We start from the raw sequence: 23,096 nt of genomic DNA on the forward strand, positions 1-23,096 counted from the left end.
CTCGCCGGGGCGGTCACTCGGCGGCCCGCAGGGCGGCGTGCAGCTCCTGGAGCGGACGGACCTGCATGTCGCCCCGGATCCGCGCCTCGATGCCCATCACCGCCGCCGCCGCGCCCGGCACCGTGGTGATGCACGGGATGTCCGCCGTGACGGCGGCGCTGCGGATCTCGTAGCCGTCCGAGCGGGCGCTCGCGCCCGAGCCCTGCGGAGTGTTGATCACCAGCGCCACGTCGCCGCCGAGGATCAGCGACACCGCGTCCTCGCCCCCGCCGGACTCGTAGTGCTTACGGATCTGCTCGCAGGCGATGCCGTGCCGGCGCAGCACCTCCGCCGTGCCCGTGGTGGCGACGATCTCGAACCCCAGGTCCGCCAGGCGCTTGATCGGGAAGATCATGCCGCGCTTGTCCCGGTTGGCGACCGAGACGAAGATCTTCCCGGCGGTCGGCAGCGAGCCGTACGCGGCCGACTGCGACTTGGCGAAGGCGTGCCCGAAGGCGGTGTCGATGCCCATCACCTCGCCCGTGGACTTCATCTCCGGGCCGAGCAGCGAGTCCACGCCCTTGCCGGTGGGGGTGCGGAACCGCTTGAACGGCAGCACCGCCTCCTTGACCGCGATCGGGGCTCCGGCCGGCAGCGAGCCGCCGTCCCCGGTCGCCGGGAGCAGCCCCTCGGCGCGCAGCTCGGCGATGGTGGCGCCCAGCGCGATCCGGGCCGCCGCCTTCGCCAGCGGCACCGCCGTCGCCTTCGAGACGAAGGGCACCGTCCGGGACGCGCGGGGGTTCGCCTCCAGCACGTAGAGCATGTCGTCCTTCAGCGCGTACTGCACGTTGAGCAGGCCCCGCACGCCCACGCCCCGGGCGATCGCCTCGGTGTAGCGGCGCACCTGGGCCACGTGCGAGCCCGCCAGGGTGATCGGCGGCAGCGCGCAGGACGAGTCGCCGGAGTGGATGCCGGCCTCCTCGATGTGCTCCATCACCCCGCCGAGGTAGACCTCGCCGTCGGCGTCGCAGAGCGCGTCCACGTCGATCTCGATGGCGTCGTCGAGGAAGCGGTCCACCAGCACCGGGTGGTCCGGCGAGATCTCGGTGGCCCGCCCGATGTAGTCACGCAGCGTGGCGTCGTCGTAGACGATCTCCATGCCCCGCCCGCCCAGCACGTACGACGGTCGGACCAGCACCGGGTAGCCGATCTCGTCGGCGATCGCCTTCGCCTCGTCGTACGAGGTGGCCATGCCGTGCGCCGGCGCGCGCAGCCCGGCCCGGGCCAGCACCGCCCCGAACGCGCCCCGCTCCTCGGCCAGGTGGATCGACTCCGGGGAGGTGCCGACGACCGGCACGCCCGCGTCCTTCAGCCGCTGCGCCAGGCCCAGCGGGGTCTGCCCGCCGAGCTGGACGATCACCCCGACCACACCCGGCCCGCCGGCCGCCCTGCCGGACGAGTCCTCGGCGTGCCAGACCTCCAGCACGTCCTCGAAGGTGAGCGGCTCGAAGTAGAGCCGGTCGGCGGTGTCGTAGTCGGTGGAGACGGTCTCCGGGTTGCAGTTGACCATCACGGTCTCGTAGCCGGAGCCCGCCGCCCCGCCGAGCGGCGCGCTCCGCAGCGCCTGTACCGCGTGCACGCACGAGTAGTCGAACTCGATGCCCTGACCGATCCGGTTCGGCCCGGAACCCAGGATCATCACCTTCGGCCGGGCCGACGGCACGACCTCCGTCTCCTGGTCGTACGTCGAGTAGTGGTAGGGCGTGGTCGCCTCGAACTCGGCGGCGCAGGTGTCCACCGTCTTGTAGACCGGGCGGACGTCGAGGCGGTGCCGCAGCGTCCGTACGCCGTCCTCGGCGGCCAGCTCCGGGCGCAGCGCGGCCAGCTGCCGGTCCGACAGGCCGGCCCGCTTGGCCCGGCGCAGCAGCTCGCCGTCGAGCACCGGGGCGTCCACGATCTCGGCGCGCAGCTCGACGAGGGCGGCGATCTGGTCCAGGAACCAGGGGTCGATGCCGCCGGACGCGGCGGTGACCTCGGCGATCGACGCGCCGAGGCGCAGCGCCCGCTCGACGGTGTAGAGCCGGCCGTCGTGCGGCATCCGCAGCGCGTCGAGGGTGTTCTCCCTCGTCGCGCCGGCCGGGTCGGGCAGCGTCCAGAAGCCGCCCGCCTTCGTCTCCAGCGACCGCATCGCCTTGTTCAGCGCCTCGCTGAAGTTGCGGCCCAGGCTCATCGCCTCGCCGACGGACTTCATGGTGGTGGTCAGCTCCGGGTCGGCGCCCGGGAACTTCTCGAACGCGAACCGGGGGATCTTCACCACCACGTAGTCCAGGGTCGGCTCGAAGGCCGCCGGGGTCTTCAGGGTGATGTCGTTGGGGATCTCGTCGAGGGTGTAGCCGATGGCCAGCTTCGCGGCGATCTTCGCGATCGGGAAGCCGGTGGCCTTGGAGGCCAGCGCCGACGACCGGGACACCCGGGGGTTCATCTCGATCACCACGATCCGGCCGTCGGCCGGGTTGACGGCGAACTGGATGTTGCAGCCGCCGGTGTCCACCCCGACCTCGCGCAGCACCGCGATGCCGAGGTCGCGCAGCCGCTGGTACTCGCGGTCGGTGAGCGTCATGGCCGGGGCGACGGTGACGCTGTCGCCGGTGTGCACGCCCATCGGGTCGACGTTCTCGATCGAGCAGACCACCACGACGTTGTCGTGCCGGTCGCGCATCAGTTCGAGCTCGTACTCCTTCCAGCCGAGCACGCTCTCCTCGATGAGCACCTCGTGCACCGGGCTGGCGGCCAGCCCGTCACCGGCGATGCGGGCCAGGTCCTCCGGGGTGTGCGCCATGCCGGAGCCGAGGCCGCCCATGGTGAACGACGGCCGGATCACCACCGGCAGGCCCAGCTCGGCGACCGTGGCCTCGACCTCCGCCATCGAGTGGCAGACCCGGGAGCGGGGCACCAGGCCGGTCGGGTCGTCGATGCCCAGGCGTACGCCGGCCTTGGCGACGATGTCCTTGAACAGCTGCCGGTCCTCGCCGCGGTTGATCGCCTCGATGTTGGCGCCGATCAGCTCCACGCCGTACTTCTCCAGCACGCCCGCCTCGTGCAGGGCGACGGCCGTGTTCAGCGCGGTCTGCCCGCCGAGGGTGGGCAGGATCGCGTCGGGACGCTCCTTGGCGATCACCAGCTCGACGAACTCCGGGGTGATCGGCTCGACGTACGTGGCGTCGGCGAACTCGGGGTCCGTCATGATCGTCGCCGGGTTCGAGTTGACCAGGCTGACCCGGATCCCCTCGCTGCGCAGCACCCGGCAGGCCTGGGTGCCGGAGTAGTCGAACTCGCAGGCCTGCCCGATCACGATCGGCCCGGAGCCGATCACCAGGATGTGCTTCAGATCGGTCCGCTTAGGCATGTGTGCGCCCCTCGCTCTGGGTCCGGCCCTCGATGAGCTCGGCGAAGCGGTCGAAGAGGTAGTCCGCGTCGTGCGGACCGGCCGCCGCCTCCGGGTGGTACTGGACGGTGAAGGCGGGCACGTCCTTCGCCCGCAGCCCCTCGACCACGTTGTCATTGAGGCAGACGTGACTGACCTGGACGCCACCGAACTCGGTCTCGATCACCTGGTCGGGTACGACCGCGCCGTGGCCCGCGCCGGGGACCTCGACCGCGAAGCCGTGGTTGTGGCTGGTCACCTCGACCTTGCCGGTGACCCGGTCGAGCACCGGCTGGTTGATCCCCCGGTGGCCGTAGCCGAGCTTGTAGGTGCCGAAGCCCAGCGCCCGGCCGAGGATCTGGCTGCCGAAGCAGATGCCGAACAGCGGCACCCTGCGGCGCAGCACCTCCCGCGCCAGGGCCACCGGCCCGTCGGCGGTGGCCGGGTCGCCCGGGCCGGGCGAGAAGAAGACCGCGTCCGCGCCGGTGGCGAGCAGGTCGTCGATGGTGGAGCCGGCCGGGAGCACGTGCGTGGTGACCCCGCGGGCGGCGAGCCGGCGCGGGACGTTGCGCTTGATGCCCAGGTCCAGCGCCGCGACCGTGAACCGGTGCTCGCCGGAGGCCGCCACCACGTACGGCTTGGCCGTGGTGACCTCGGCGGACAGGTCCGCGCCGACCATCTCCGGGGCCTGCCGCACCCGGGCCAGCAGCGCCCGGGGGTCGGTCTCGACGCTGGAGATGCCGACCCGCATGGCGCCGCGCTCGCGCAGGTGCCGGGTCAGCGCCCGGGTGTCGACGCCGCTGATGCCGACGACGCCCTCGGCGGCCAGCCGCTCCTCCAGCCCGCCGGTGGCCCGCCAGTTGGAGTCGATGCGGGCCGGGTCGCGGACCACGTAGCCCGCGACCCAGATGCGGGCCGACTCGTCGTCCTCGCCGTTGACGCCGGTGTTGCCGATGTGCGGGGCGGTCTGCACCACCACTTGACGGTGGTAGGACGGGTCCGTCAGCGTCTCCTGGTAGCCGGTCATGCCGGTGTTGAAGACCGCCTCGCCGAAGGTCTCCCCGACGCTGCCGTACGCCTCGCCGTGGAACGTCCGCCCGTCCTCCAGGACGAGGATCGCCGATTGTCTGCGGGTCATGCTGCGTCTCCTTCGATCCGGACTGCGGGGCTCCGCTGCGCTGCACTCCTCGCTCGGATCACTTGAGGGCCTTTCCGTCCAGGACCGTCGGCTCGCCGCGCAGGAAGGTCGCCACGATGCGACCCGGTAGCGTCATGCGGGCGTACGGGGTGTTGCGGCTACGGCTGGCCAGCTCCGCCGGCTCGATGGTGCGGCGGGCGGCGGGGTCGACCAGGGTCAGGTTCGCCGGCACGCCGGGTGCCGGGTCGAGGCCCTGCCCCTCCAGCCCGGCGATGCGGGCCGGGGTGCGCGACATCCGCTCGGCGATCAGGTCCCACTGCGGGCCGAGCACGTCGAGGGCGATCGACAGCGCCGTCTCCAGGCCGAGCATGCCCGGCCGGGCGTACGCCCACTCGCACTCCTTGTCCTCCACCGCGTGCGGGGCGTGGTCGGTGGCGACGACGTCGATCACGCCCTCGACCAGGGCCGCCCGCAGCGCGGCGATGTCGGCCGCGGTGCGCAGCGGCGGGTTGACCTTGTAGACCGGGTCGTAGGTCTCGGCCCGGGAGTCGGTGAGCAGCAGGTGGTGCGGGGTGACCTCGGCGGTGACCCGGACGCCCCGGGCCTTGGCCTGGCGCAGCACCTCCACGCTGCCGGCGGTGGAGACGTGGCACACGTGCAGGCGGCTGCCGACGTGCTCGGCGAGCAGCACGTCGCGGGCGATGATCGCCTCCTCGGCGACCGCCGGCCAGCCGGTCAGGCCGAGCCGGGTCGAGACCTCACCCTCGTGCATCTGCGCGCCCTCGGTGAGCCGGGGCTCCTCGGCGTGCTGGGCGATGATCCCGTCGAACGCCTTCACGTACTCCAGCGCCCGGCGCATCAGCCTCGGGTCGGCGACGCAGTGCCCGTCGTCGGAGAAGATCCGCACCCGGGCCGCCGAGTCGGCCATCGCGCCCAGCTCGGCGAGGTGCTCGCCGGCCAGGCCGACGGTGACCGCCCCGATCGGCTGCACGTCCACCAGCCCGGCCTCCCGGCCCAGCCGCCAGACCTGCTCGACCACGCCGGCGGTGTCGGCCACCGGCGAGGTGTTGGCCATCGCGCAGACCGCGGTGTAGCCGCCGAGCGCCGCCGCCCGGGACCCGGACTCGACGGTCTCGGCGTCCTCCCGGCCGGGCTCGCGCAGGTGGGTGTGCAGGTCGACCAGGCCGGGCAGGGCGACCAGCCCGGTGCCGTCGACGACGGTCGCCTCCGGCGCGTCCAGTCCGGCGCCGACGGCCGCGACCACGCCGTCGCGGATCAGCACGTCGGTCGGCGCGGCGCCGACGACGCTGACGTTGGAGATCAGGTACGAGCTCACCGGTTGTTCCCCCCGAGCAGCAGGTAGAGGACGGCCATCCGCACGGAGACCCCGTTGGCGACCTGTTCGACGATGGTGGAGCGGGGCGAGTCGGCGACCTCGGGCGTGATCTCCATCCCCCGGTTCATCGGTCCGGGGTGCATGACGATCGCGTGCTCGGGCAGCCGGCGCATCCGCGGGCCGTCCAGGCCGTAGCGGCGGGCGTACTCGCGGGCGGACGGGAAGTAGGAGGCGTTCATCCGCTCACGCTGCACCCGCAGCATCATCACCACGTCCGACTGCGGCAGCACCGCGTCGAGGTCGTAGGAGACGTCGGTGCCGGGCGCGAGGGCCTGCGCGATGTGGACGGGGATCAGCGTCGGCGGCCCGACCAGGGTCACCTTGGCGCCGAGCGTGGACAGCAGCAGGACGTTGGAGCGGGCCACCCGGCTGTGCAGGACGTCCCCGACCACCGCGACCGACAGGCCGGCCAGCCGCCCCAGCCGGGAGCGCATCGTGTACGCGTCGAGCAGCGCCTGGGTCGGGTGCTCGTGGGTGCCGTCGCCGGCGTTGACCACCGACCCGTCGACCCAGTCGGCGAGCCGGTGCGGGGCGCCGGAGGCGGGGTGCCGGACGACCACGGCGTCGGCCCCCATCGCCTGCAGGGTCAGCGCGGTGTCCTTCAGGCTCTCACCCTTGGTCACGCTGGAGCCCTTGGCCGAAAAGTTGATCACATCGGCGCTGAGCCGCTTCGCCGCCGCCTCGAAGGAGATCCGGGTCCGGGTGGAGTCCTCGTAGAAGAGGTTCACCACGGTGCGCCCGCGCAGCGCGGGCAGCTTCTTGACCTCCCGGCCGGCGACGGTGGCCATCTCGGCGGCCGTGTCCAGGATCTCGGTGGCGGTGGCGGCGTCCAGGTCGGCGCCCGAGAGCAGGTGCCGGATCATGAGGGGGCACCCCCGTACAACCTGACCTCGTCGGTGCCGTCGGTCTCCGCGAGGGTGACCTTCACGCTCTCCGCGAGGGACGTCGGGATGTTCTTGCCGACGTAGTCGGCGCGGATCGGCAGCTCGCGGTGGCCGCGGTCGACCAGGACGGCGAGCTGGACGGACGCCGGCCGGCCGACGTCGTTGAGCGCGTCGAGCGCGGCCCGCACCGTGCGGCCGGAGAAGAGCACGTCGTCGACGAGCACGACCCGCTTGCCGTCGATGCCGCCGGGCGGCACCTGGGTCGGCCCGACCGCGCGGGTGGCGTGCCGGCGCAGGTCGTCGCGGTAGAGGGTGATGTCGAGCACGCCCACCGGGACGGTCACGTCCTCGAAGGTGCTGATCCGGGCGGCGAGCCGCCTCGCGAGGGGGGCGCCCCGGGTGGGGATCCCCAGCAGCACCGTGTTCTCGGCGCCCTGGGTCTTCTCCAGGATCTGGTGGGCGATGCGGTCGACCACGCGCTGGACGTCGGCGCTGGCGAGGATCACCTTCACCGAGGGTTGTCGCGGCGGCGGCGACTGGACAGCAGGTGGGTAGGCCACGGCGGACCTCCTTCCCCGCCTCACGGGACGGGTCGTTAAAGGACGTCGGATGCCGGTGCCGGGACGCGAGCGGCCCGGACCGGGGCTTCCCGCCACGTTACCAGTGGTCACCGCACTGACCGCCGCCGGCCACTGACCCCCTGGTCAGCCCGGCGAAATGGGGACAACTCCCCCGGTGATCCCAACGGTAAGGTCACGACCACTTGACCAGTTGTGCCAATCCCCGTACCGTCACGCTCCGTAGCGATCGCTGGGAGAACCCCGAGCAGCACTGGGAGTGTTTAATGCCCTCTGAATACGCCAAGTCTCTGGGCGCCCGCCTGCGCTCCATCCGCCAGCAGCAGGGCCTGTCCCTGCAGGGTGTGGAGGAGAAGTCGAACGGGCGGTGGAAGGCGGTGGTGGTCGGCTCCTACGAGCGCGGCGACCGCGCCGTCACGGTGTCGCGCCTGGCCGAGCTGGCCGACTTCTACCGCGTTCCCGTCTCCGAGCTGCTGCCCGACGGCAGCGGGGTTCGCCACGAGCCCACCAGCAAGATCGTCCTCGACCTGGAGCGGCTGTACGACGAGGCCTCCGAGGACCTGGCCTACGTCGCCCGGTACGCGCGGGCCATCCAGCAGCAGCGCGGTGACTACAACGGCCGCGTGCTCTCCATCCGCGCCGACGACCTGCGCGCGCTCGCGATCGTGTACGACGCCTCGCCGTCCGGCCTGATCGAGCGGCTCACCGAGCACGGCGTGCTGGTGGCCGACCCGCGGGCGTTCTTCGCCAGCTGACCCGACCGCGAGAAGGGCCCGTGCCGGACGGCACGGGCCCTTCTCGTCGTCGTACGGTCGTTCGTGTCGCGTCCCCGCCCGCCGTCACCCGCCGGGTGTGACGCACGTCGGCTGTGACGTGCGCCGCGTCAGCGGGTGGCGTACTCGGCGATGCGGCCGAGGATGCCGTTGAGGAAGCGCGGCGAGTCGTCGGTCGACATCTGCCGGGCCAGCTCGACGGCCTCGCTGATGGCCACCGCGTCGTCGATCTCGTCGACGTAGAGCAGCTCGTAGACCGCGATGCGGGCGAGGTTGCGGTCGACCGCCGGCATCCGGTCCAGCGTCCACCCCTCGGCGTAGCTGGCGATCACCTCGTCGATCCGGTCGAGGTGGGCGGCGACCCCCTCGACGAGGCTCACCGCGTATCCCAGGTGCTCGGGCCGGGGCTTCTCGATCCGCTCGATGTAGCCGGCGAGCACCTCGACCGGCGGACGGTTCCGCAGGTCGGCCTCGAAGAGCACGTCCAGCGCCCGCTTGCGCGCCTTGCGACGCGCAGGCATCTGCTGCTTGGGACCCTCGGCCATCAGGCGCGGCCGAGGTAACGGCCGTCGCGGGTGTCGACCTTGATCTTCTCGCCGGTGGTGATGAAGAGCGGCACCTGGACCGTCGCGCCGGTCTCGACGGTGGCCGGCTTGTTGCCGCCGGTCGACCGGTCGCCCTGCAGGCCCGGCTCGGTGTAGGTGATCTCCAGCACGACGCTGGTCGGAAGCTCGATGTAGAGCGGGACACCCTCGTGGGTGGCCACGGTCGCCTCGGCCTCGGGCAGCAGGTAGTTCGCCGCCTCGCCGACGGTGGCGCCCGGCACGTTGATCTGGTCGAACGTCTCCAGATCCATGAAGACGTAGTCCTCGCCGTCGGCGTACAGATACTGCATGGTGCGCTTGTCCACGGTCGCGGTCTCGACCTTGGTGCCCGCGTTGAAGGTCTTGTCGACCACCTTGCCGGACAGCACGTTCTTCAGGGTGGTACGCACGAACGCACCACCCTTACCGGGCTTGACGTGCTGGAACTCGACGACGGCCCAGAGTTCTCCGTCGAGGTTGAGTACCAGGCCGTTCTTCAGGTCGTTGGTGGTGGCCATTTCCTGCCTTGATCATCAATTGGCGGACAGACCTGGCAAGTCTACTAGTTGCGCCGAACGCCGCTGCCCGCCGCTGCCCGCCACCCTCCCGCCGCGGTCCCGCCGCACTCCCGCCGCCCACCAGCGGCGCTTTCCGCCACAATCCCGCCGCCCGCCCGCAGCGCTTTCCGGCACCTCCCGCCGGCCGCCCGCGACCTTTCCGGCACCCTCCTACCGCCCGTGACACTTACCACCACCTCCCACCGCTCTCCGCCGCGGCTCCGGGTGCTCTCGCCGGTCCCGGCCACGTCGCCTCACCGGCCCCAGCCCACGTCGCCCCATCGGCCCCAGCCCACGCGCCCCGCCGGCCCCAGCCCACGCGCCCCGCCGGCCCCAGCCCACGTCGCCCACCGGTCCCGCCACGTCGCCCCGCCGGCCCCAGCCACGTCGCCCCGCCGCCGACCCCGCCACGTCGCGGGATTGCCGGCAGCAAGGTGCCAACATGTCACCCTCCGTAATCCGAGGCCTCCCCGGCGGGAGCTTCCTGCGCCCCCCTTTGCTCTGCACCTGCGGACGCAACAGTTACGCATGGTCACCCTCTCGTCCTCGACCACGGCTCGTCGCCGACAAGAAATCGCAGCTCAGCACGCTGGTGCGAATCCGGATGCAGAGCAAAGCGTCCGGAGGGCAGCGAGCGTCCGTTGCGCGGAAGGTGACTCACAGCAACGAAGGGATAGGTTACTCATTGTGACGGCGACCGAAGCGCAGCGTCGGCACGCATCTCGCCGACTCACGCGCGGGCGGCGGGCGGCGGGCAGCGGGCAGCGGGCAGCGGGCAGCGGGCAGCGGGCAGCGGGCAGCGGGCAGCGGGACAGGATAGCGGGGTTGGTGGCGGGGTGACGGCCTCAGCGGCTGAGTGCGGCCAGATGGTGCAGAGCCAGGCGGTAGCCGTCGATGCCGAGGCCGCAGATCACCCCGGTCGCCACCGCCGACACCACGGAGTGGTGCCGGAACTCCTCGCGGGCGTGGATGTTGGAGATGTGCACCTCGACCAGCGGCCCGCGCAGCATGGCGCAGGCGTCCCGGACCGCGTAGGAGTAGTGCGACCACGCCGCGGGGTTGAGGACCACGGCGGCGCCCTCGTCGGCGGCGGCGTGCAGCCAGCCCAGCAGCTCGTGCTCGGCGTCGGTCTGCCGCACCGTCACGTCGAGGCCGAGTTCCCGCCCGGTCGACTCGCAGAGCGTCACCAGGTCCGCGTAGCTGGTCGCCCCGTAGACGTCCGGCTGTCGGGTGCCGAGCCGGCCCAGGTTCGGGCCGTTCAGCACGTGGACCTTCACGCCGCCACCTCGCGGTAGGCCGCCTCCAGCAGCTCGTCGTCCGGGCCCTCGAGGATCGCCGGCCGGGCCAGCCCGTCCAGCACGACGAAACGCAGCTGGCTGCCCCGGGTCTTCTTGTCCACCCGCATCGCGGCGAGCAGTCCGGGCCAGGCCTGGGCGGGATAGCTGGTGGGCAGGCCGAGCGCCGCCATGGCCGTGCGGTGCCGCTCGGCGGTGGGGGCGTCCAGTCGCCCGGCCAGCCGGGCCAACTCACCGGCGTAGACGACCCCGACCGACACCGCGTGACCGTGCCGCCAGCGGTAGCCCTCCGCCTTCTCGATGGCGTGGGCCAGGGTGTGGCCGTAGTTGAGCACCTCCCGCACGCCCGACTCGCGCAGGTCGCCCGAGACCACGTCGGACTTCACCCGGATCGCCCGCTCGATCAGCTCGCGGGTCACCGGGCCGGTCGGGTCGGTGACCGCCGCCCGGTCCCGCTCCACCAGGTCCAGGATCACCGGGTCGGCGATGAAGCCGCACTTGACCACCTCGGCCAGGCCGGCCGCGAGGTCGGCCTGCGGGAGGCTGTCCAGCGTCGCCAGGTCGGCGAGGACGCCGACCGGCGGATGGAACGCCCCGACCAGGTTCTTGCCGGCGGCGGTGTTGATCCCGGTCTTGCCGCCCACCGCCGCGTCGACCATGCCCAGCAGCGAGGTCGCCACCGGCACCCAGCGCACCCCGCGCAGCCAGCAGGCCGCGACGAAGCCGGCCAGGTCGGTCACCGCGCCGCCGCCGACGCCCACCACCGCGTCGGTACGGGTGAAACCCGCCTCGCCCAACCGGTCCCAGCAGGTCGCCGCGACGTCGATGCGCTTGCCCGCCTCGGCGTCCGGCACCTCGATCAGCAGCGGTGCGACGCCGGCGGTGCGCAGCCGTCCGCCGACCGCGTCGGCCAACTCCCTGAGCGGGTGCGCGTGCAGCACCGCCACCCGGGTCGCGTCCGGCAGCAGCCCGGGCAGCGCGTCGAGCAGGTCGCGTCCCACCAGCACGTCGTACGGGCGCTCGCCGCCGACCGGGATCCGGGTCACCTCGTCCATCGCCGGCAGCCTAGTCCAGCCGCCCGGTCCCGGGCGGGAACTGTCCACTTCGTGGCCATCCGCTCGCGCCGGCCCGCCGTCCTTGCGGTCGCCCGCGTCGTCCGCGTGGCCCGCCGAGGCGGCACGGGCCGGTCACGTCGGCGGAGGGTTCACCCGGGCACCCGTACGGCCCAGGCGGCCAACCGGCGGGCGTGCCCGGCGACCTCGTCGCGCAGGGCGTCGGGACGCAGCACGGTGAACGGGCAGCCCAGCCCGGCGAGCAGCTGGGCCATCCCGCCCAGGTTCTCCGCGCGGGCGCGCAGCAGCACGCCGTCGGCGGTCGCGCTCAGCTCGGCCACGCTGGGCGGGAGGCGGCGTCGGGCGGCGGCCAGGTCGGTCTCCAGCAGCACCTCGACGTCGTGGGCGTACGGCACGCGGGCCAGCGCGCGGGTCACCCGGGCCACCGGGTCGAAGCCGTCGGGGACGGTGAAGGTCCCCTCCCCCGGCTCCACCTCCCCGATCCGGTCCAGCCGGAACGTGCGTACCTCCCCACGCAGGTGGTCGTGACCGGTGACGTACCACCGGCCGGCGTGGAAGACCAGGCCGTACGGGTCGAGTTCGCGGCGGGTCGCCGCGCCGGAGAAGGAGCGGTGGTCCAGCCGTACCCGGCGCCGGTGCCGGGCCGCGTCGGCGAGGGTGAGCAGCGTCGCGGTCGCCGGCCGGGCCTGCGGGACCGACCGGCGCAGGGTGAAGTCGAGGTGCTCCTGCACCGCGGCGAGGCGGTCACCGAGCGTGGGCGGCAGCACCCGACGGATCTTCGCCAGCGCGGTCGCGGTCGCGGGCTCCTCGGTGCCCAGCCCGAGCCGCTCGGCGGCGACCAGACCGAGCAGCACGGCGACGGCCTCGTCGTCGGTGAGCATCAGCGGCGGCAGCTTGTAGCCGGGGCGCAGCCGGTAGCCGCCGTGGCGGCCCCGCTCGGCGGTCACCGGGACGCCCAGCTCCGCCAGGGTCGCGGCGTAGCGGCGCACCGTGCGCCCGTCCACCCCCAGCCGGCGGGCCAGTTCCGCCCCGGTGAGCCGGTGATGGCTCTGGAGCAGTTCGAGCATGCCGAGCACCCGGGCGGCGGGGTGTGCCACAGGCCACTCCTCGAAAGCGGGCGGAAAGCGTCCGGATTCGATCGTACGGTGGTCCCCGACGACGAGAGAGGGAGGTCGCGGATGGCGACGTTCGTGCTGGTTCCGGGTTTCTGGCTGGGCGGTTGGGCGTGGCGTGAGGTGACCCTCGCGCTGCGCGGGCGGGGTCACGAGGTCCACCCGGTGACGCTGACCGGGGTGGCCGAGCGCGCCCACCTCGCCGGCCCGGAGGTGGGCCTGGAGACGCACACCACCGACATCGTCCGGTTGATCGAGGTGGAGGACCTGCACGACGTGGTGCTGGTCGGGCACTCCGGCGGCGGGCTGCCGGTGATCCAGGCGGCGGACCGCGTCCCGGAACGGATCGCCCGGGTGGTCTACGTGGAGAGCGGGCCGATGCCGGACGGCATGTCGCAGTTCGACAGCAACCCGCCGGAGGAGCAGAAGCGGCTGCGCGCCGAGATCGGCGACGGGCACCTGCTGCCGCCGCCCGCGTTCGATCCGGCGGAGGACCCGGAGAACCTGGCCGGGCTGGATTCCGCCGCGCTCGCGCTGCTGCGCCGGCGCGCCACCGCCCACCCGCTGCGCGCCGCCACCGACCCGGTGCGCCGCACCGGCGGGCGCGCGGTGCCGACGGCCCTGGTCGCCAGCACCTTCCCGCTCGACGTGGTGGAGGGCATGATCGCGCAGGGCCACCCGTTCTTCGCCGGGCTGGCCGGCGGCCAGTTGCACGCGCTGCCCACCGGGCACTGGCCGATGCTCAGCGAGCCGGCGGGCCTGGCCGACGTGCTCGACCGCATCGCCCGCGACTGACGGCCACCGGCGCCCGCCACCTGCGGGCATGCGGGATGCGGGCGGCCGGACCGACCGGGCACGTACGCCGGTCCATCGCCGCGGCGGAAGCGCGGCGCCGTGGCGCAAGCGCGGCGCCGCGCTTGAGGAGCGCGGCGGCTCAGCGCTTGAGGAGCGCAGCGCCTCAGCGCTTGAGGAGCGCGGCGATCTCGGCGGCGATCTCCGCCGGGGACCGCCCGTCGGTGACGACCGTCGCGGTGGCCACCTCGGCGTAGAGCGGGCGGCGCTGGTCCAGCAGGTACTTCAGCGTCGCCCGGGGGTTGAACGCCAGCAGCGGGCGGCCCATGCCGAGCCCGACCCGCTTCACCGCGTCGGACAGCTCGACGGAGAGGTGGACCACGGGGTGCCCGACCAGGGCCGCGCGGTTCTCCTCGGCGAGGACCGCGCCGCCGCCGAGGGCGAGCACGCCCTCGCACGAGGCCAGCCCCGCCGCCACCGCCGCCCGTTCGAGGGTACGGAAGTGGTCCTCGCCCTCGTCGATGAAGATCTCGGGGATGGGCTTGCCGGCCAGCCGGACGATGTCCAGGTCGGTGTCGCGGAACTCCACGCCGAGCAGCTCCGCCAACGCCAGCCCGACCGTGGTCTTGCCGGAGCCGGGCGCCCCGACCAGCACGCAGACCGGCGCCATCAGCGGCACCGCCGGCCGGCTGGGCGCCCCGCCCGTCGACCCGCCGCGCGCCCCGCGCTCACCGGATCACCAGCGCGTCGAGGTAACCGGCCAGGTTGCGGCGGATCTCGGCGACCGAGTCGCCGCCGAACTTCTCGGTGGCGGCCTCCGCGAGCACCAGCGCCACCATCGCCTCGGCCACGACGGCGGCGGCCGGTACGGCGCAGACGTCCGAGCGCTGGTTGATCGCGGTGGCCGGCTCGCCGGTGGTGACGTCCACCGTGGCCAGGGCCCGGTTCAGCGACGAGATCGGCTTCATCGCGGCCTTCACCCGCAGCGGCTCGCCGGTGGTGATGCCGCCCTCCAGCCCGCCGGCCCGGTCGGTGACCCGGCGTACGCCGGTGGCGGTGGGGATGATCTCGTCGTGCGCCTCGGAGCCACGGGAGCGCGCCTGCTGCCAGCCGTCGCCGATCTCCACGCCCTTGATGGCCTGGATCGACATGAGGGCGGTCGCGAGCCGGGCGTCGAGCTTGCGGTCCCACTGCACGTGGCTGCCAAGGCCCGGCGGCACCCCGTACGCCAGCACCTCGACCACGCCACCCAGGGTGTCGGCGGCCTTCTTCGCGGCGTCGACCTCGGCGACCATCCGGGCGCTGGCCTCCGGGTCGAGGCAGCGCAGCGGGTCGGCGTCGATGCGGGCGGCGTCGGCGGGCGTGGGGCGCAGCCCCGGCTTGGCGGCGACGGGGCCCAGCTCCACCACGTGCGAGACGATCTCGATGCCGAGGGCCTGCCGGACCAGCGCCTTGGCGACCGTGCCGACGGCGACGCGGGCGGCGGTCTCCCGCGCGCTGGCCCGTTCCAGGATCGGCCGGGCGTCGGTGTGGCCGTACTTCTGCATGCCGGCCAGGTCGGCGTGGCCCGGACGGGGGCGGGTCAGCGGCGCGTTGCGGGCCTGGCTGGCGAGCTCCTCCGCGTCGACGGGGTCGGCCGCCATGACCGTGCGCCACTTGGGCCACTCGGAGTTGCCGACACGGATCGCGACCGGGCTGCCGAGCGTCACCCCGTGCCGGAGCCCGCCGATGATCTCGACCTCGTCCTGCTCGAACGACATCCGCGCGCCCCGGCCGTAGCCGAGCCGCCGCCGGGCCAGCTCACCGGCGATCTCCCCGGTGGTCACCTCGACGCCGGCGGGCACGCCCTCCAGCATCGCGACGAGGGCGGGACCGTGCGATTCCCCTGCAGTCAACCAGCGCAACACAGCGGTCAGTCTGTCACGCCCGGTGCCCGCCGCCGTGCGGTGCCCGCCGCGTCCCGCCCTGCGGACGCCACGCGGCACCGGCGCGGACCGTCGGGTGGCCCGCCGCCCGGGCACACCCGCCGGCAGGACCCGCAGGGCCCCGGGGCCGGTCCGGGCCCCGCCGGGGACGGGCCCGGGCGGCGCGGGCTCAGATGCCCCGGCCGCGCTTGTGCAGGGTACGCAGCACCGCGTCGGCGCGGACCATCCGCCCGGCCACGGCGAGGGCCAGGTACGCCCGCGGCTCGCGCGGGTTGCGCCGGATGGTGTGCCGGGCCCAGCGCATCGCGCCCCGCCGGTCGCCGGACGCGGCACGGGCGAAGGCGATCTGCCCGGTGACCCGCGCCTCGCCGGCCGGCTGGGTGCCGAACTCGGGATAGCGCTCCAGCAGCCACTGCAACGCCTCGGAGATGGTGTCCCAGCGCTGCGCGAAGTAGGACCGCTTGTGCCAGCGCACCAGCACGTACGGCGTGCGCAGGTTGACCAGCGGCGCGCTGCGGGCGGCCCGGAGCAGGAACTCGTAGTCCTCCGCGTAGCTGCCCGGAATCTCCTCGTCGACCAGCCCGAACCCGTCGCGCAGCGCGGCGGCGCGGATCAGGAAGGTCGACGGGTGCAGCTCCGTCATCCGGTCCCGCAGCAGGTTGGCCAGGGTGACCGAGTCCCTCGGCAGCGCCCGGTCGACGGTGTGCCCGTCGTAGCTGACCCGGATGCCGCAGCTGACGAACTCCGCGTCGGGGTGGGCGGCGAGCGCCTCGACCTGGGCGCGCAGCTTGCCGGGCAGCCACTCGTCGTCGTCGTCGCAGAACGCGACGAGCTCGCCGGTGGCGGCCAGGACGCCGGAGTTGCGGGCGCCGGCCAGGCCGGGGGAACGCCCGTTGCGGATCACCCGGACCAGCCGGTCCGGGCGGGACAGCTCGGCCAGCGAGGCGTCCGGCTCGGACTGGTCGTAGACCACCACCACCTCGATCGGGCCGGGGTGGTCCTGGTCGAGGATGGCGCGCACGGCGGCCCGGAGCAGCTCCGGGCGGTCCCGGGTGGGGACCACCGCGCTCACGCTCGGGTGTTCGGTCATCGCCGCTCTCCGTTCCGGCCGGGCCGTGCCCACGGCCGCCACCTCGTCCGCTGCCGTCGTCTCGTCGACGCGGCCACCAGGTCCTCCACGATCCGTCCCACCTGCTCGACCGCCGCGCGGCGCGCCCGGGACGCGTCCGGGTCGGCCGCGACGGCGAACCGCGACGGGTCGGCGAGGCCAGCGGTGAGCGCCTCGAACAGCGCCTCCCGGGTCTCGGCCAGCGCCACCATGCCGGCCGCGCCCAGGCGGCGGGCGAACAACTGCTGGTGGTCGTCGACGTGTTCGCCCCGGGCCGGGTCCCGTGGGACGACGATCGGCAGGTGACCGTGCCGGCGGGCCTCCAGGATGGTGGCCGGGCCGCCGTGGCAGACCACGAGGTCGGCCTCGGCCATCGCGGTCTGCAGCTCGTCGTGGCCGAGGAAGGGCATCGCCCCGGGTACCCCGGGGGCCCGGGTGTGTCCGTGCTGGACGGTCAGCCCGACGTTCTCGGCGACGGCGGGGTGCCACTCCTCCAGCCAGCCGACCAGGCGGTCGAACGGATGCTTGTCGGTGCCGACGGCGACCAGCAGCCGGGCCCGGACGAGGTCGCCGGGGTCGCGTGGCCGGGGCACCCGGTTGGCGCCCGCCGGCCGGTGACGGCCGGGGGCGACGCGGTGCGCGGGGGCGGTTCCGGTGCTCTCGGCGCTCACAACAGGGTCCCCACGACGGTGGCCTCCGGGTACTGCCGGCGCTGCTCGTCCCACTGCACGAGCATCGCGGAGAGGAACGGCCGGCAGAGCCGGGCGGTCAGGGTCGGGGTGTCGATGCGGTCGTACACCTCGATGTAGACGGTCGGTACGCGCCGGAGCCGGGCCAGCACCACGAACGGGACGGCCACCCCGGCGCCGGTGGTCACCACCGCGGCGACCCGGCGCGACCGCAGCACCCGCCAGGCGAGGACGGCGTTGCGCAGCAGGTTCGGCACGTTGCGGGTGGTCGGGTGGTGCGCCGGGACGAGTTCCTCGCCGGCCAGCAGCGAGAGGGCCTCGGGTGTGTCGAAGGTGACCCAGCACCGCCGCCAGCGTTCGTACCACGGGCGCAGGGCGAGCAGTTGGGCCAGGTGGCCGCCGCTGGAGCCCACCAGGAGCAGGACTCCGGGCTCGCCGGCATCCTCGGTTGTCGTTTCCACGCGACTCCCCACAAGTTCGCTTGGACGTTCGGTGGTCGCCACGCGACAGCAGATCACACGTCCCCCGGCTGGTGAAATAGGGCGACCGGGCGACAAATCGATCTCTGCGGGTGGCGGATCGGGTGCGCCGCACCGACCATCGACATCGACGATCGTCACGACCTGGAGTTTCTTCGTCACCGTCCGGAGTCGACGGCGGACCGCCGGCTCCGGCGATTTCGGCGGATCAGCCGCTATGTCGTTTCTCGATGACGTCCAGCAGGGCGGGATGCAGTGCGGCGTTCCAGCCCGCGCCGGCGTCGGCGAGGCGCCAGGTGCGCAGCCACATCTCCAGCAGGTAGGCGTCGGCCACCAGCCGCCGGGCCGCCGGTGCGAGCCCGAGGTCGGCGCCGTACCGGTCGAGGTGGGCGTCGACGGCCCGCGCCGCCGCCGCGGCGGGCTCGCCCCGCAGCACCAGGGCCCGCTGGAACGCGTCGTGCGCCAGGTCGAAGCCGAGCGGCACGTCCGGCCCGCTGTGCTCCCAGTCCCAGGCGACGAGGCGGCCGGCGTACACGCCGAGGTTCCAGGGCACCCAGTCACCGTGCCAGTGCCCGAACTCGACGGCCGTGTCGCCGTGCCGGCCGGTCAGGGCGGCGACGGCGGCGACCGCCCGGGCCCCGTCCGGCGTGCCGGCGGCGGCGCGTGCGGCCTCGGCGGCGAGCCGGGCCAGGAACGCCGACCCGGCCACGGCGCGCGGTGGGGCCGGCGGGCGGCCCCGGCGGGCCACGGCCAGCAGCGCCGCGATCCGCGGCGGTTCGCCGGCCGACACCCCCCGCACCGCCGGTGGCAGCGGCTCGACGAGCGCGACCACCTGCCCGGCGGCCGTCGTCTCGGCGAGCAGCCGGGGCGCCGCCGGATGGTCGGGCACGCCGGTCACCGCCGGCAGCTCGCGCAGGGCCGCCGCCTCGGCGGTCACCAACGCCCGGGTGGCCCCGTTCCAGCCGATCTTCGCGTAGCCGAGGGCCCGGCCGTCCGCGCCGAACAGTTGCAGGGTGGGCTTGTGGTTCGGGTCCGGCGGGCGGACCCCGCAGGCAGCGTAGACCGACGGCGCGCCGAGCGCGGCGCCCAACCGCCCGGCCAGCAGCGCCTCGTCGGCCGCGACCCGCTCGGGCAGCGACACCGTCAGCCGGGGGAACCGGGCCAGGTCGACCGCGCCGACCCGCGCCAGCACGCCGAGCCCGGCCCGCACCGCCCGCACCTTCGGCGGACGCAGCGCGTTGTACGCCAGCAGCGAGGCGGCCGTGGCCCGGGGCGCGCCGAGCGGCAGCAGGAACCGGGCCCGGGCGAGCGACGGGACGACCGCGTACCGGGCGACGGCGCGGTGCCCCGGCGGCGGCGGGGCGCCCACGGTCAGGGCGATCCGCTCGTCGCCGAACACGGCCCGGGTGACCCAGCCGAGCCCGTCGGTACGCGAGCGGGGGTCGGCGGCGGCCGGCGCCGTCACGGGGCCCGGTCCGGCCAGTCGAGCTCCAGCCCCAACCGCTGCCGCAACGCGTCGTTGTACGGGCGGTAGTACTCGGTCAGCTCGGCGCGCACGGCCGGCTCCAGCGGCGCCGAGCGGCGGTCGTTGTAGACCTTGAAGTCGGGCAGGTCGTGCGGGGGCAGGCCGAGGAAGTCCAGCGTCCGGCGGTAGGTCGACCGGGCGTCGCGGTAGAGGTCCTCGCTGGGCAGGAAGAGGATCTGCCCCCGGTCGAACCGCTCCAGCCACGGCTCCAGGTGCTCCAGGTAGCGGCCCCGGGCCCGGTAGGTGTACCAGTCGTACGGCTCGCTGAAGTACTCCGGCTCGGCGATCAGCCGCTCCCGCTCCCCCGCCGTGCGCTCCTGCTCGGCGGCCAGCGCGGCGGCGAAGTCGAGCGGCTCGATGCCGTGCGTGCGCCGCTCCTTCCAGTGCGAGTACGCCCGCTCCACCGGGTCGCGCAGCAGCACGATCAGCCGCACCGACGGCATCAGCGCCGCGACCCGCTGCGCCGCGAGGGGGTGGAACATGTACAGCGGCGCCGCCTCGCCGACGCGTACCGGCCCGCCGTGCCGCTTCTCCAGCGCCTCCCGGTGGCGCTGCGTCGGGAAGTGCGAGCGGTACCAGGCCTCGCCGCGGCGCCAGTGCTCCTCGAAGTAGTGCGAGGACTTGGTGTTCCAGGCCGGGAAGAGCCGGGGCACCAGCGGGTGCTGGATCAGGTAGTTCCACAGCGAGGTGGTGCCGCCCCGCTTCGTGCCGATGATGAGGAAGTCCGGCAGCGGTCGCCGGTCGCTGGTCCGCACCCCGTAGTCGACGAGTGACTCCCGCACCCGCTCCGTCACCTGGGTCGGTACGAGCTGCTTCACCCGGTCTCGGATGGACGGCACGACGGACCTCACCTGCCCTTCGATTCCTCCGGGGCGCGCCCGGTGGCGGCCGGGGCCGCCTCCTGCCGCCCACGGACCTGCACCATGGTCACCCGGATGCGGTGCCGCACCCGGGGCAACGTCAACAAGCCGACGCAGCCGGCGGCCAGCACGCCCAGGGCCACGGCCAGGCCGCCGATCCCCCGGCCGCCGGCCAGCACCCCGACCGCCGCGGCGGCCCCGACCCCGGCGACGGTGGCCGCCCCGGCCCGCAGCATCGCCGCGTCCACCAGCGGCTGGCCGACCACGACCCGGGCGCAGACGACCGCCGTGACGTTCTCGGTGGCGATGCCGAGCGCCCAGGCCAGCGCCGCCCCGGTCGCGCCGTGCGCCGGGATCAGCCAGAGGCCGAGGGAGACGGTAACGAGCAGCCCGGCCAGCGTGGCGGCCAGGTGCAGCCCGCTGCGCCCGCCCATCAGCAGCAGGCTCTGCACGTTGCCGACGCCGGTGTTGACCAGCATGGCCAACGCGAGCACGGTCATCGCGGTGGCGCCGGCGGTGAACTCGGGCCCGAAGAGCTGGAGGAAGGCCAGCCCGAAGACGGCCAGCAGCAGGTAGACCGGCCAGGACAGCACCAGCCCCCACGTGGTCAACTGCCGGTGCACGGCCGCCGCCGCAACCCGGTCCCCGCGCCCGAGCAGCCGGGACAGCTGCGGCGACACCGCCACCCGCAGCCCCTGCATGGCCAGCTGGCCGGCGAGGATGTAGCGCCCGACGGCGCCGAACACGCCGGCGTCGGCTGGCCCGGCGAGCACCGACGTGAGCAGCACGCCCACCCACATGTTGCCGGCGTCGATGGCGGCCGACGCGGCCCGGGGCAGCGCGAAGCGCCAGAACGCCGACCAGTCGTCCGGGGCGGGCCGCAGCGCCGCGCCCCGGCCGACGCCGAGCGGGCCGGCCACCAGCGTCAGGCAGGCCAGCAGGGCGAGCGCCGCCGGCACCAGCCAGCCGGTCATGCCGGCCAGCAGGCCCCCGCCGGCCAGGGCCGCCGCGCCGACCAGCACGGGCCGGGCCACCGGCAGCAGGAAGAACTGCACCCCGACGTACGCCCGGATCGGGCGTACGCAGCGCAGCGCGGCGAGCAGCAGCGTCATCGCCACCACCACCGGCACCGCGGCGAAGCTGGCCGTCAGCAGGGCCGCGCCGTCGACGCCGGAGCCGCCGAGCAGGCGCGGGGCGAGCGCGTCGGCGGCGAGCACCCCGCCCACGGCGACGGCGACCGCGACCAGCAGCGGCGGGAGCAGCGCCACCGGGAGCACCCGGGCGGCGTCGCCGCGCGCGCCGAGGCGCCGGCGGGGCAGCGCCCACATCAGCCCGGTCTCCGCGCCGAGGGTGCACACGGCGGTGGCGACGGTGACCACCCCGATCGCGGCGAAGAACGCCCCGGAGCCGACCGTGCCGTAGCCGCGGGTGATGACGACCGCGAGCAGGAAGCCGAAGAGTCCGCTGGTGGCCGCGCCGATCAGCCCGGCGACGCCGCTGCGGACGCTGCGGCGGGTCTCCGTGTCGTCGCCGGACGCCCCGGCGGCCCCGGCGGCGGCGTGGGACCCGGGCGGCGGGTGGGTGGCGGCGGTCATGCGGGCACCGCTTCCGGGCGCGGGAGACGGGGGTGGTGCGGGCGGGCGACGGTCTCCCGCTCGGTGAGCGCCATCGCGAAGGCGACGGCGAAGAAGGCAACCGCGAGGTTCTGGTTGGCCATGCCGTAGAAGGGGATCTGCACCAGGCAGACCACCGGCACCACGGCCAGCCACTGCCCGGCGGCGGACGTGGCCCGGGCGCAGATCAGCGCGGCGACCACGAACCACGCGAGGAAGCACAGCAGCGCGGGGACGCCGTGGCTGAACAGCACCATCCACAGCTGCCCCTGGGTGCCGATCGGCGCCTCGGCGCTGACGGTGTCGACGTTCACCGGCGCGCCGTAGCCGAGCCAGGGCGACTCCCGTACCCGCCGGATCACCTCCACGTAGAGGGAGAGCCGGTCGGTGTTGGTGTCGCTGGACTCGACCCGGTTGCCGATCAGCTGGGTGACCGGGATGAACAGGGTGACGAGGCCACCGGTGACCACCACCCCGACGATCGACGCGGCCACCCGGACGTTGCCGCGCAGGGCGGCCCGGACGCCGAGCACCGCCAGCCCGGCGCCGAGGCTGAGGAACATCGCCCGGTTGAGCGTGAGGAAGGCCGGCGCCAACGACAGCGGCAGCGACGCCAGCAGCGCCCAGCGCAGCACGCCGCGCCGGCGCAGCATGGTGAAGGCCACCACGCAGGGCAGCGTCATCGCGTACGCGCTGCCGTAGTTGTTGGTGTACGCGAACGGCGCGGCCGGCCGGTAGATCGGATTCAACGACCGGGCGCTGTACTCCGCGGTGGTGAGGTGGACCATGTCCTGGATGAACGGGGTGTTGGCCACCCCGCCCGGCAGCAGCACCTCCACCGGGGTGGTCAGCGCGAACCGGGGTGCCAGCACGCCCAGCCAGCCCAGCGCGACCAGCCCGAACCAGAAGGCGCAGAGCGGAACGAGGACCGCGACCTGGTCGGGGCGTTCCCGGGTGACCGCGTAGACGTAGACGCCCACCACGAGGGCGGTGAGGTAGAAGGCGAGCCGCAGGGCGAACGTCAGCACCGAGGCCGGCGTCTGCAACTGGGTGGCGCTGACCACCACGACGGCCAGGAACAGCAGCCAGATCCCGGCGGCCGGGGGCAACGGCACGCGGCCCCGGATGAACAGCAGCGCGAACAGCAGCGCCCCGAGCAGGGGCCACCCGAGGTAGAACGCGCCGGCCAGCCACCACACGGGCACCATGCCGAACATCAACGCCAGCGGCCAGAGCGGCAACCGTGGCGGGGGCGGCGGCTGCGGCAGCGACGCGGCGGCGCCCGGGCCGCCGCCCGGCTCGGTCGTCGCCG

21 protein-coding genes are annotated in these 23,096 nt (G+C 74.2%); 2 read left to right on the top strand and 19 right to left on the bottom strand.

The window, feature by feature from the left end:
- Positions 1 to 13: 13 nt before the first annotated feature.
- From carB to pyrR, 5 genes are read right to left on the bottom strand one after another with little or no spacing between them, the layout of a single operon-like run.
- Positions 14 to 3,385: a carbamoyl-phosphate synthase large subunit gene (gene carB / locus AB0883_RS28225; RefSeq protein ID WP_366644337.1), complete on the bottom strand. Its 3,372-nt coding sequence runs from the start codon at positions 3,383 to 3,385 to the stop codon at positions 14 to 16.
- Positions 3,378 to 4,541, bottom strand: coding sequence for a glutamine-hydrolyzing carbamoyl-phosphate synthase small subunit (gene carA / locus AB0883_RS28230; protein WP_366644338.1), 1,164 nt, complete (start codon positions 4,539 to 4,541; stop codon positions 3,378 to 3,380). Before carA ends, carB begins: the two co-directional genes overlap by 8 nt.
- A gap of 58 nt (positions 4,542 to 4,599) precedes the next feature.
- Complete coding sequence (locus AB0883_RS28235; protein ID WP_366644339.1) at positions 4,600 to 5,877, bottom strand: dihydroorotase; 1,278 nt, start codon at positions 5,875 to 5,877, stop codon at positions 4,600 to 4,602.
- Positions 5,874 to 6,800: an aspartate carbamoyltransferase catalytic subunit gene (locus AB0883_RS28240; RefSeq protein ID WP_121395245.1), complete on the bottom strand. Its 927-nt coding sequence runs from the start codon at positions 6,798 to 6,800 to the stop codon at positions 5,874 to 5,876. Before AB0883_RS28240 ends, AB0883_RS28235 begins: the two co-directional genes overlap by 4 nt.
- The gene (gene pyrR / locus AB0883_RS28245) at positions 6,797 to 7,381 is read right to left on the bottom strand and encodes a bifunctional pyr operon transcriptional regulator/uracil phosphoribosyltransferase PyrR (protein WP_366644340.1); all 585 of its coding nucleotides are present in this window, start codon (positions 7,379 to 7,381) and stop codon (positions 6,797 to 6,799) included. The genes AB0883_RS28240 and pyrR overlap by 4 nt, the downstream gene beginning before the upstream one ends.
- Before the next feature lie 284 nt (positions 7,382 to 7,665).
- Here pyrR and AB0883_RS28250 point away from each other — a divergent pair, with 284 nt between their 5' ends.
- A complete protein-coding gene (locus tag AB0883_RS28250; RefSeq protein WP_013285505.1) occupies positions 7,666 to 8,154 on the top strand; it encodes a helix-turn-helix domain-containing protein in 489 nt (162 codons plus the stop codon).
- A 128-nt stretch (positions 8,155 to 8,282) separates the two neighbouring features.
- Here AB0883_RS28250 and nusB read toward each other — a convergent pair whose 3' ends face one another.
- The 5 genes from nusB to AB0883_RS28275 all read right to left on the bottom strand — a co-directional run bounded on the left by nusB (position 8,283) and on the right by AB0883_RS28275 (position 12,778).
- Positions 8,283 to 8,693, bottom strand: a complete 411-nt coding sequence (gene nusB, locus AB0883_RS28255; RefSeq protein WP_357872626.1) for a transcription antitermination factor NusB — start codon at positions 8,691 to 8,693, stop codon at positions 8,283 to 8,285.
- A gap of 23 nt (positions 8,694 to 8,716) precedes the next feature.
- Positions 8,717 to 9,274, bottom strand: coding sequence for an elongation factor P (gene efp / locus AB0883_RS28260; RefSeq protein ID WP_366644341.1), 558 nt, complete (start codon positions 9,272 to 9,274; stop codon positions 8,717 to 8,719).
- 884 nt (positions 9,275 to 10,158) lie between these two features.
- A complete protein-coding gene (gene aroQ / locus AB0883_RS28265; RefSeq protein WP_366644342.1) occupies positions 10,159 to 10,590 on the bottom strand; it encodes a type II 3-dehydroquinate dehydratase in 432 nt (143 codons plus the stop codon).
- Entirely contained in the window at positions 10,587 to 11,663 is a 1,077-nt protein-coding gene (aroB, locus tag AB0883_RS28270; RefSeq protein WP_366644343.1) for a 3-dehydroquinate synthase, read from the bottom strand. The genes aroQ and aroB overlap by 4 nt, the downstream gene beginning before the upstream one ends.
- Positions 11,664 to 11,812: 149 nt before the next feature.
- Complete coding sequence (locus AB0883_RS28275) at positions 11,813 to 12,778, bottom strand: YafY family protein (protein WP_366644344.1); 966 nt, start codon at positions 12,776 to 12,778, stop codon at positions 11,813 to 11,815.
- An 81-nt stretch (positions 12,779 to 12,859) separates the two neighbouring features.
- Between AB0883_RS28275 and AB0883_RS28280 the strand changes: the two genes are divergently transcribed.
- Positions 12,860 to 13,588, top strand: coding sequence for an alpha/beta hydrolase (locus AB0883_RS28280; RefSeq protein ID WP_366644345.1), 729 nt, complete (start codon positions 12,860 to 12,862; stop codon positions 13,586 to 13,588).
- Between the two features lie 163 nt (positions 13,589 to 13,751).
- Here the strand turns inward: AB0883_RS28280 and AB0883_RS28285 are convergent, their stop codons facing one another.
- From AB0883_RS28285 to AB0883_RS28325, 9 genes are all read right to left on the bottom strand, one after another.
- Positions 13,752 to 14,255 (bottom strand): shikimate kinase, encoded by a 504-nt coding sequence (locus AB0883_RS28285; protein ID WP_366644346.1) that lies wholly within the window; start codon positions 14,253 to 14,255, stop codon positions 13,752 to 13,754.
- 58 nt (positions 14,256 to 14,313) lie between these two features.
- Entirely contained in the window at positions 14,314 to 15,492 is a 1,179-nt protein-coding gene (gene aroC, locus AB0883_RS28290) for a chorismate synthase (protein WP_121395260.1), read from the bottom strand.
- 187 nt (positions 15,493 to 15,679) lie between these two features.
- Positions 15,680 to 16,600: a glycosyltransferase family 2 protein gene (locus AB0883_RS28295; protein WP_366644347.1), complete on the bottom strand. Its 921-nt coding sequence runs from the start codon at positions 16,598 to 16,600 to the stop codon at positions 15,680 to 15,682.
- Complete coding sequence (locus AB0883_RS28300) at positions 16,597 to 17,211, bottom strand: glycosyltransferase (RefSeq protein WP_366644389.1); 615 nt, start codon at positions 17,209 to 17,211, stop codon at positions 16,597 to 16,599. Before AB0883_RS28300 ends, AB0883_RS28295 begins: the two co-directional genes overlap by 4 nt.
- A gap of 74 nt (positions 17,212 to 17,285) precedes the next feature.
- Positions 17,286 to 17,768, bottom strand: coding sequence for a UDP-N-acetylglucosamine--LPS N-acetylglucosamine transferase (locus AB0883_RS28305; protein WP_121395268.1), 483 nt, complete (start codon positions 17,766 to 17,768; stop codon positions 17,286 to 17,288).
- Between the two features lie 226 nt (positions 17,769 to 17,994).
- Positions 17,995 to 19,251 (bottom strand): hypothetical protein, encoded by a 1,257-nt coding sequence (locus AB0883_RS28310; protein WP_366644348.1) that lies wholly within the window; start codon positions 19,249 to 19,251, stop codon positions 17,995 to 17,997.
- Positions 19,248 to 20,150 (bottom strand): sulfotransferase domain-containing protein, encoded by a 903-nt coding sequence (locus tag AB0883_RS28315; protein ID WP_366644349.1) that lies wholly within the window; start codon positions 20,148 to 20,150, stop codon positions 19,248 to 19,250. Before AB0883_RS28315 ends, AB0883_RS28310 begins: the two co-directional genes overlap by 4 nt.
- An 8-nt stretch (positions 20,151 to 20,158) precedes the next feature.
- The gene (locus tag AB0883_RS28320; protein WP_366644350.1) at positions 20,159 to 21,766 is read right to left on the bottom strand and encodes a lipopolysaccharide biosynthesis protein; all 1,608 of its coding nucleotides are present in this window, start codon (positions 21,764 to 21,766) and stop codon (positions 20,159 to 20,161) included.
- On the bottom strand, positions 21,763 to 23,052 hold the full coding sequence (locus tag AB0883_RS28325; RefSeq protein ID WP_366644390.1) for an O-antigen ligase family protein: 1,290 nt from the start codon (positions 23,050 to 23,052) through the stop codon (positions 21,763 to 21,765). The genes AB0883_RS28320 and AB0883_RS28325 overlap by 4 nt, the downstream gene beginning before the upstream one ends.
- Positions 23,053 to 23,096: the final 44 nt, after the last annotated feature.

This window comes from Micromonospora sp. NPDC047812 (genome assembly GCF_040704175.1).
Classification (GTDB): domain Bacteria; phylum Actinomycetota; class Actinomycetes; order Mycobacteriales; family Micromonosporaceae; genus Micromonospora.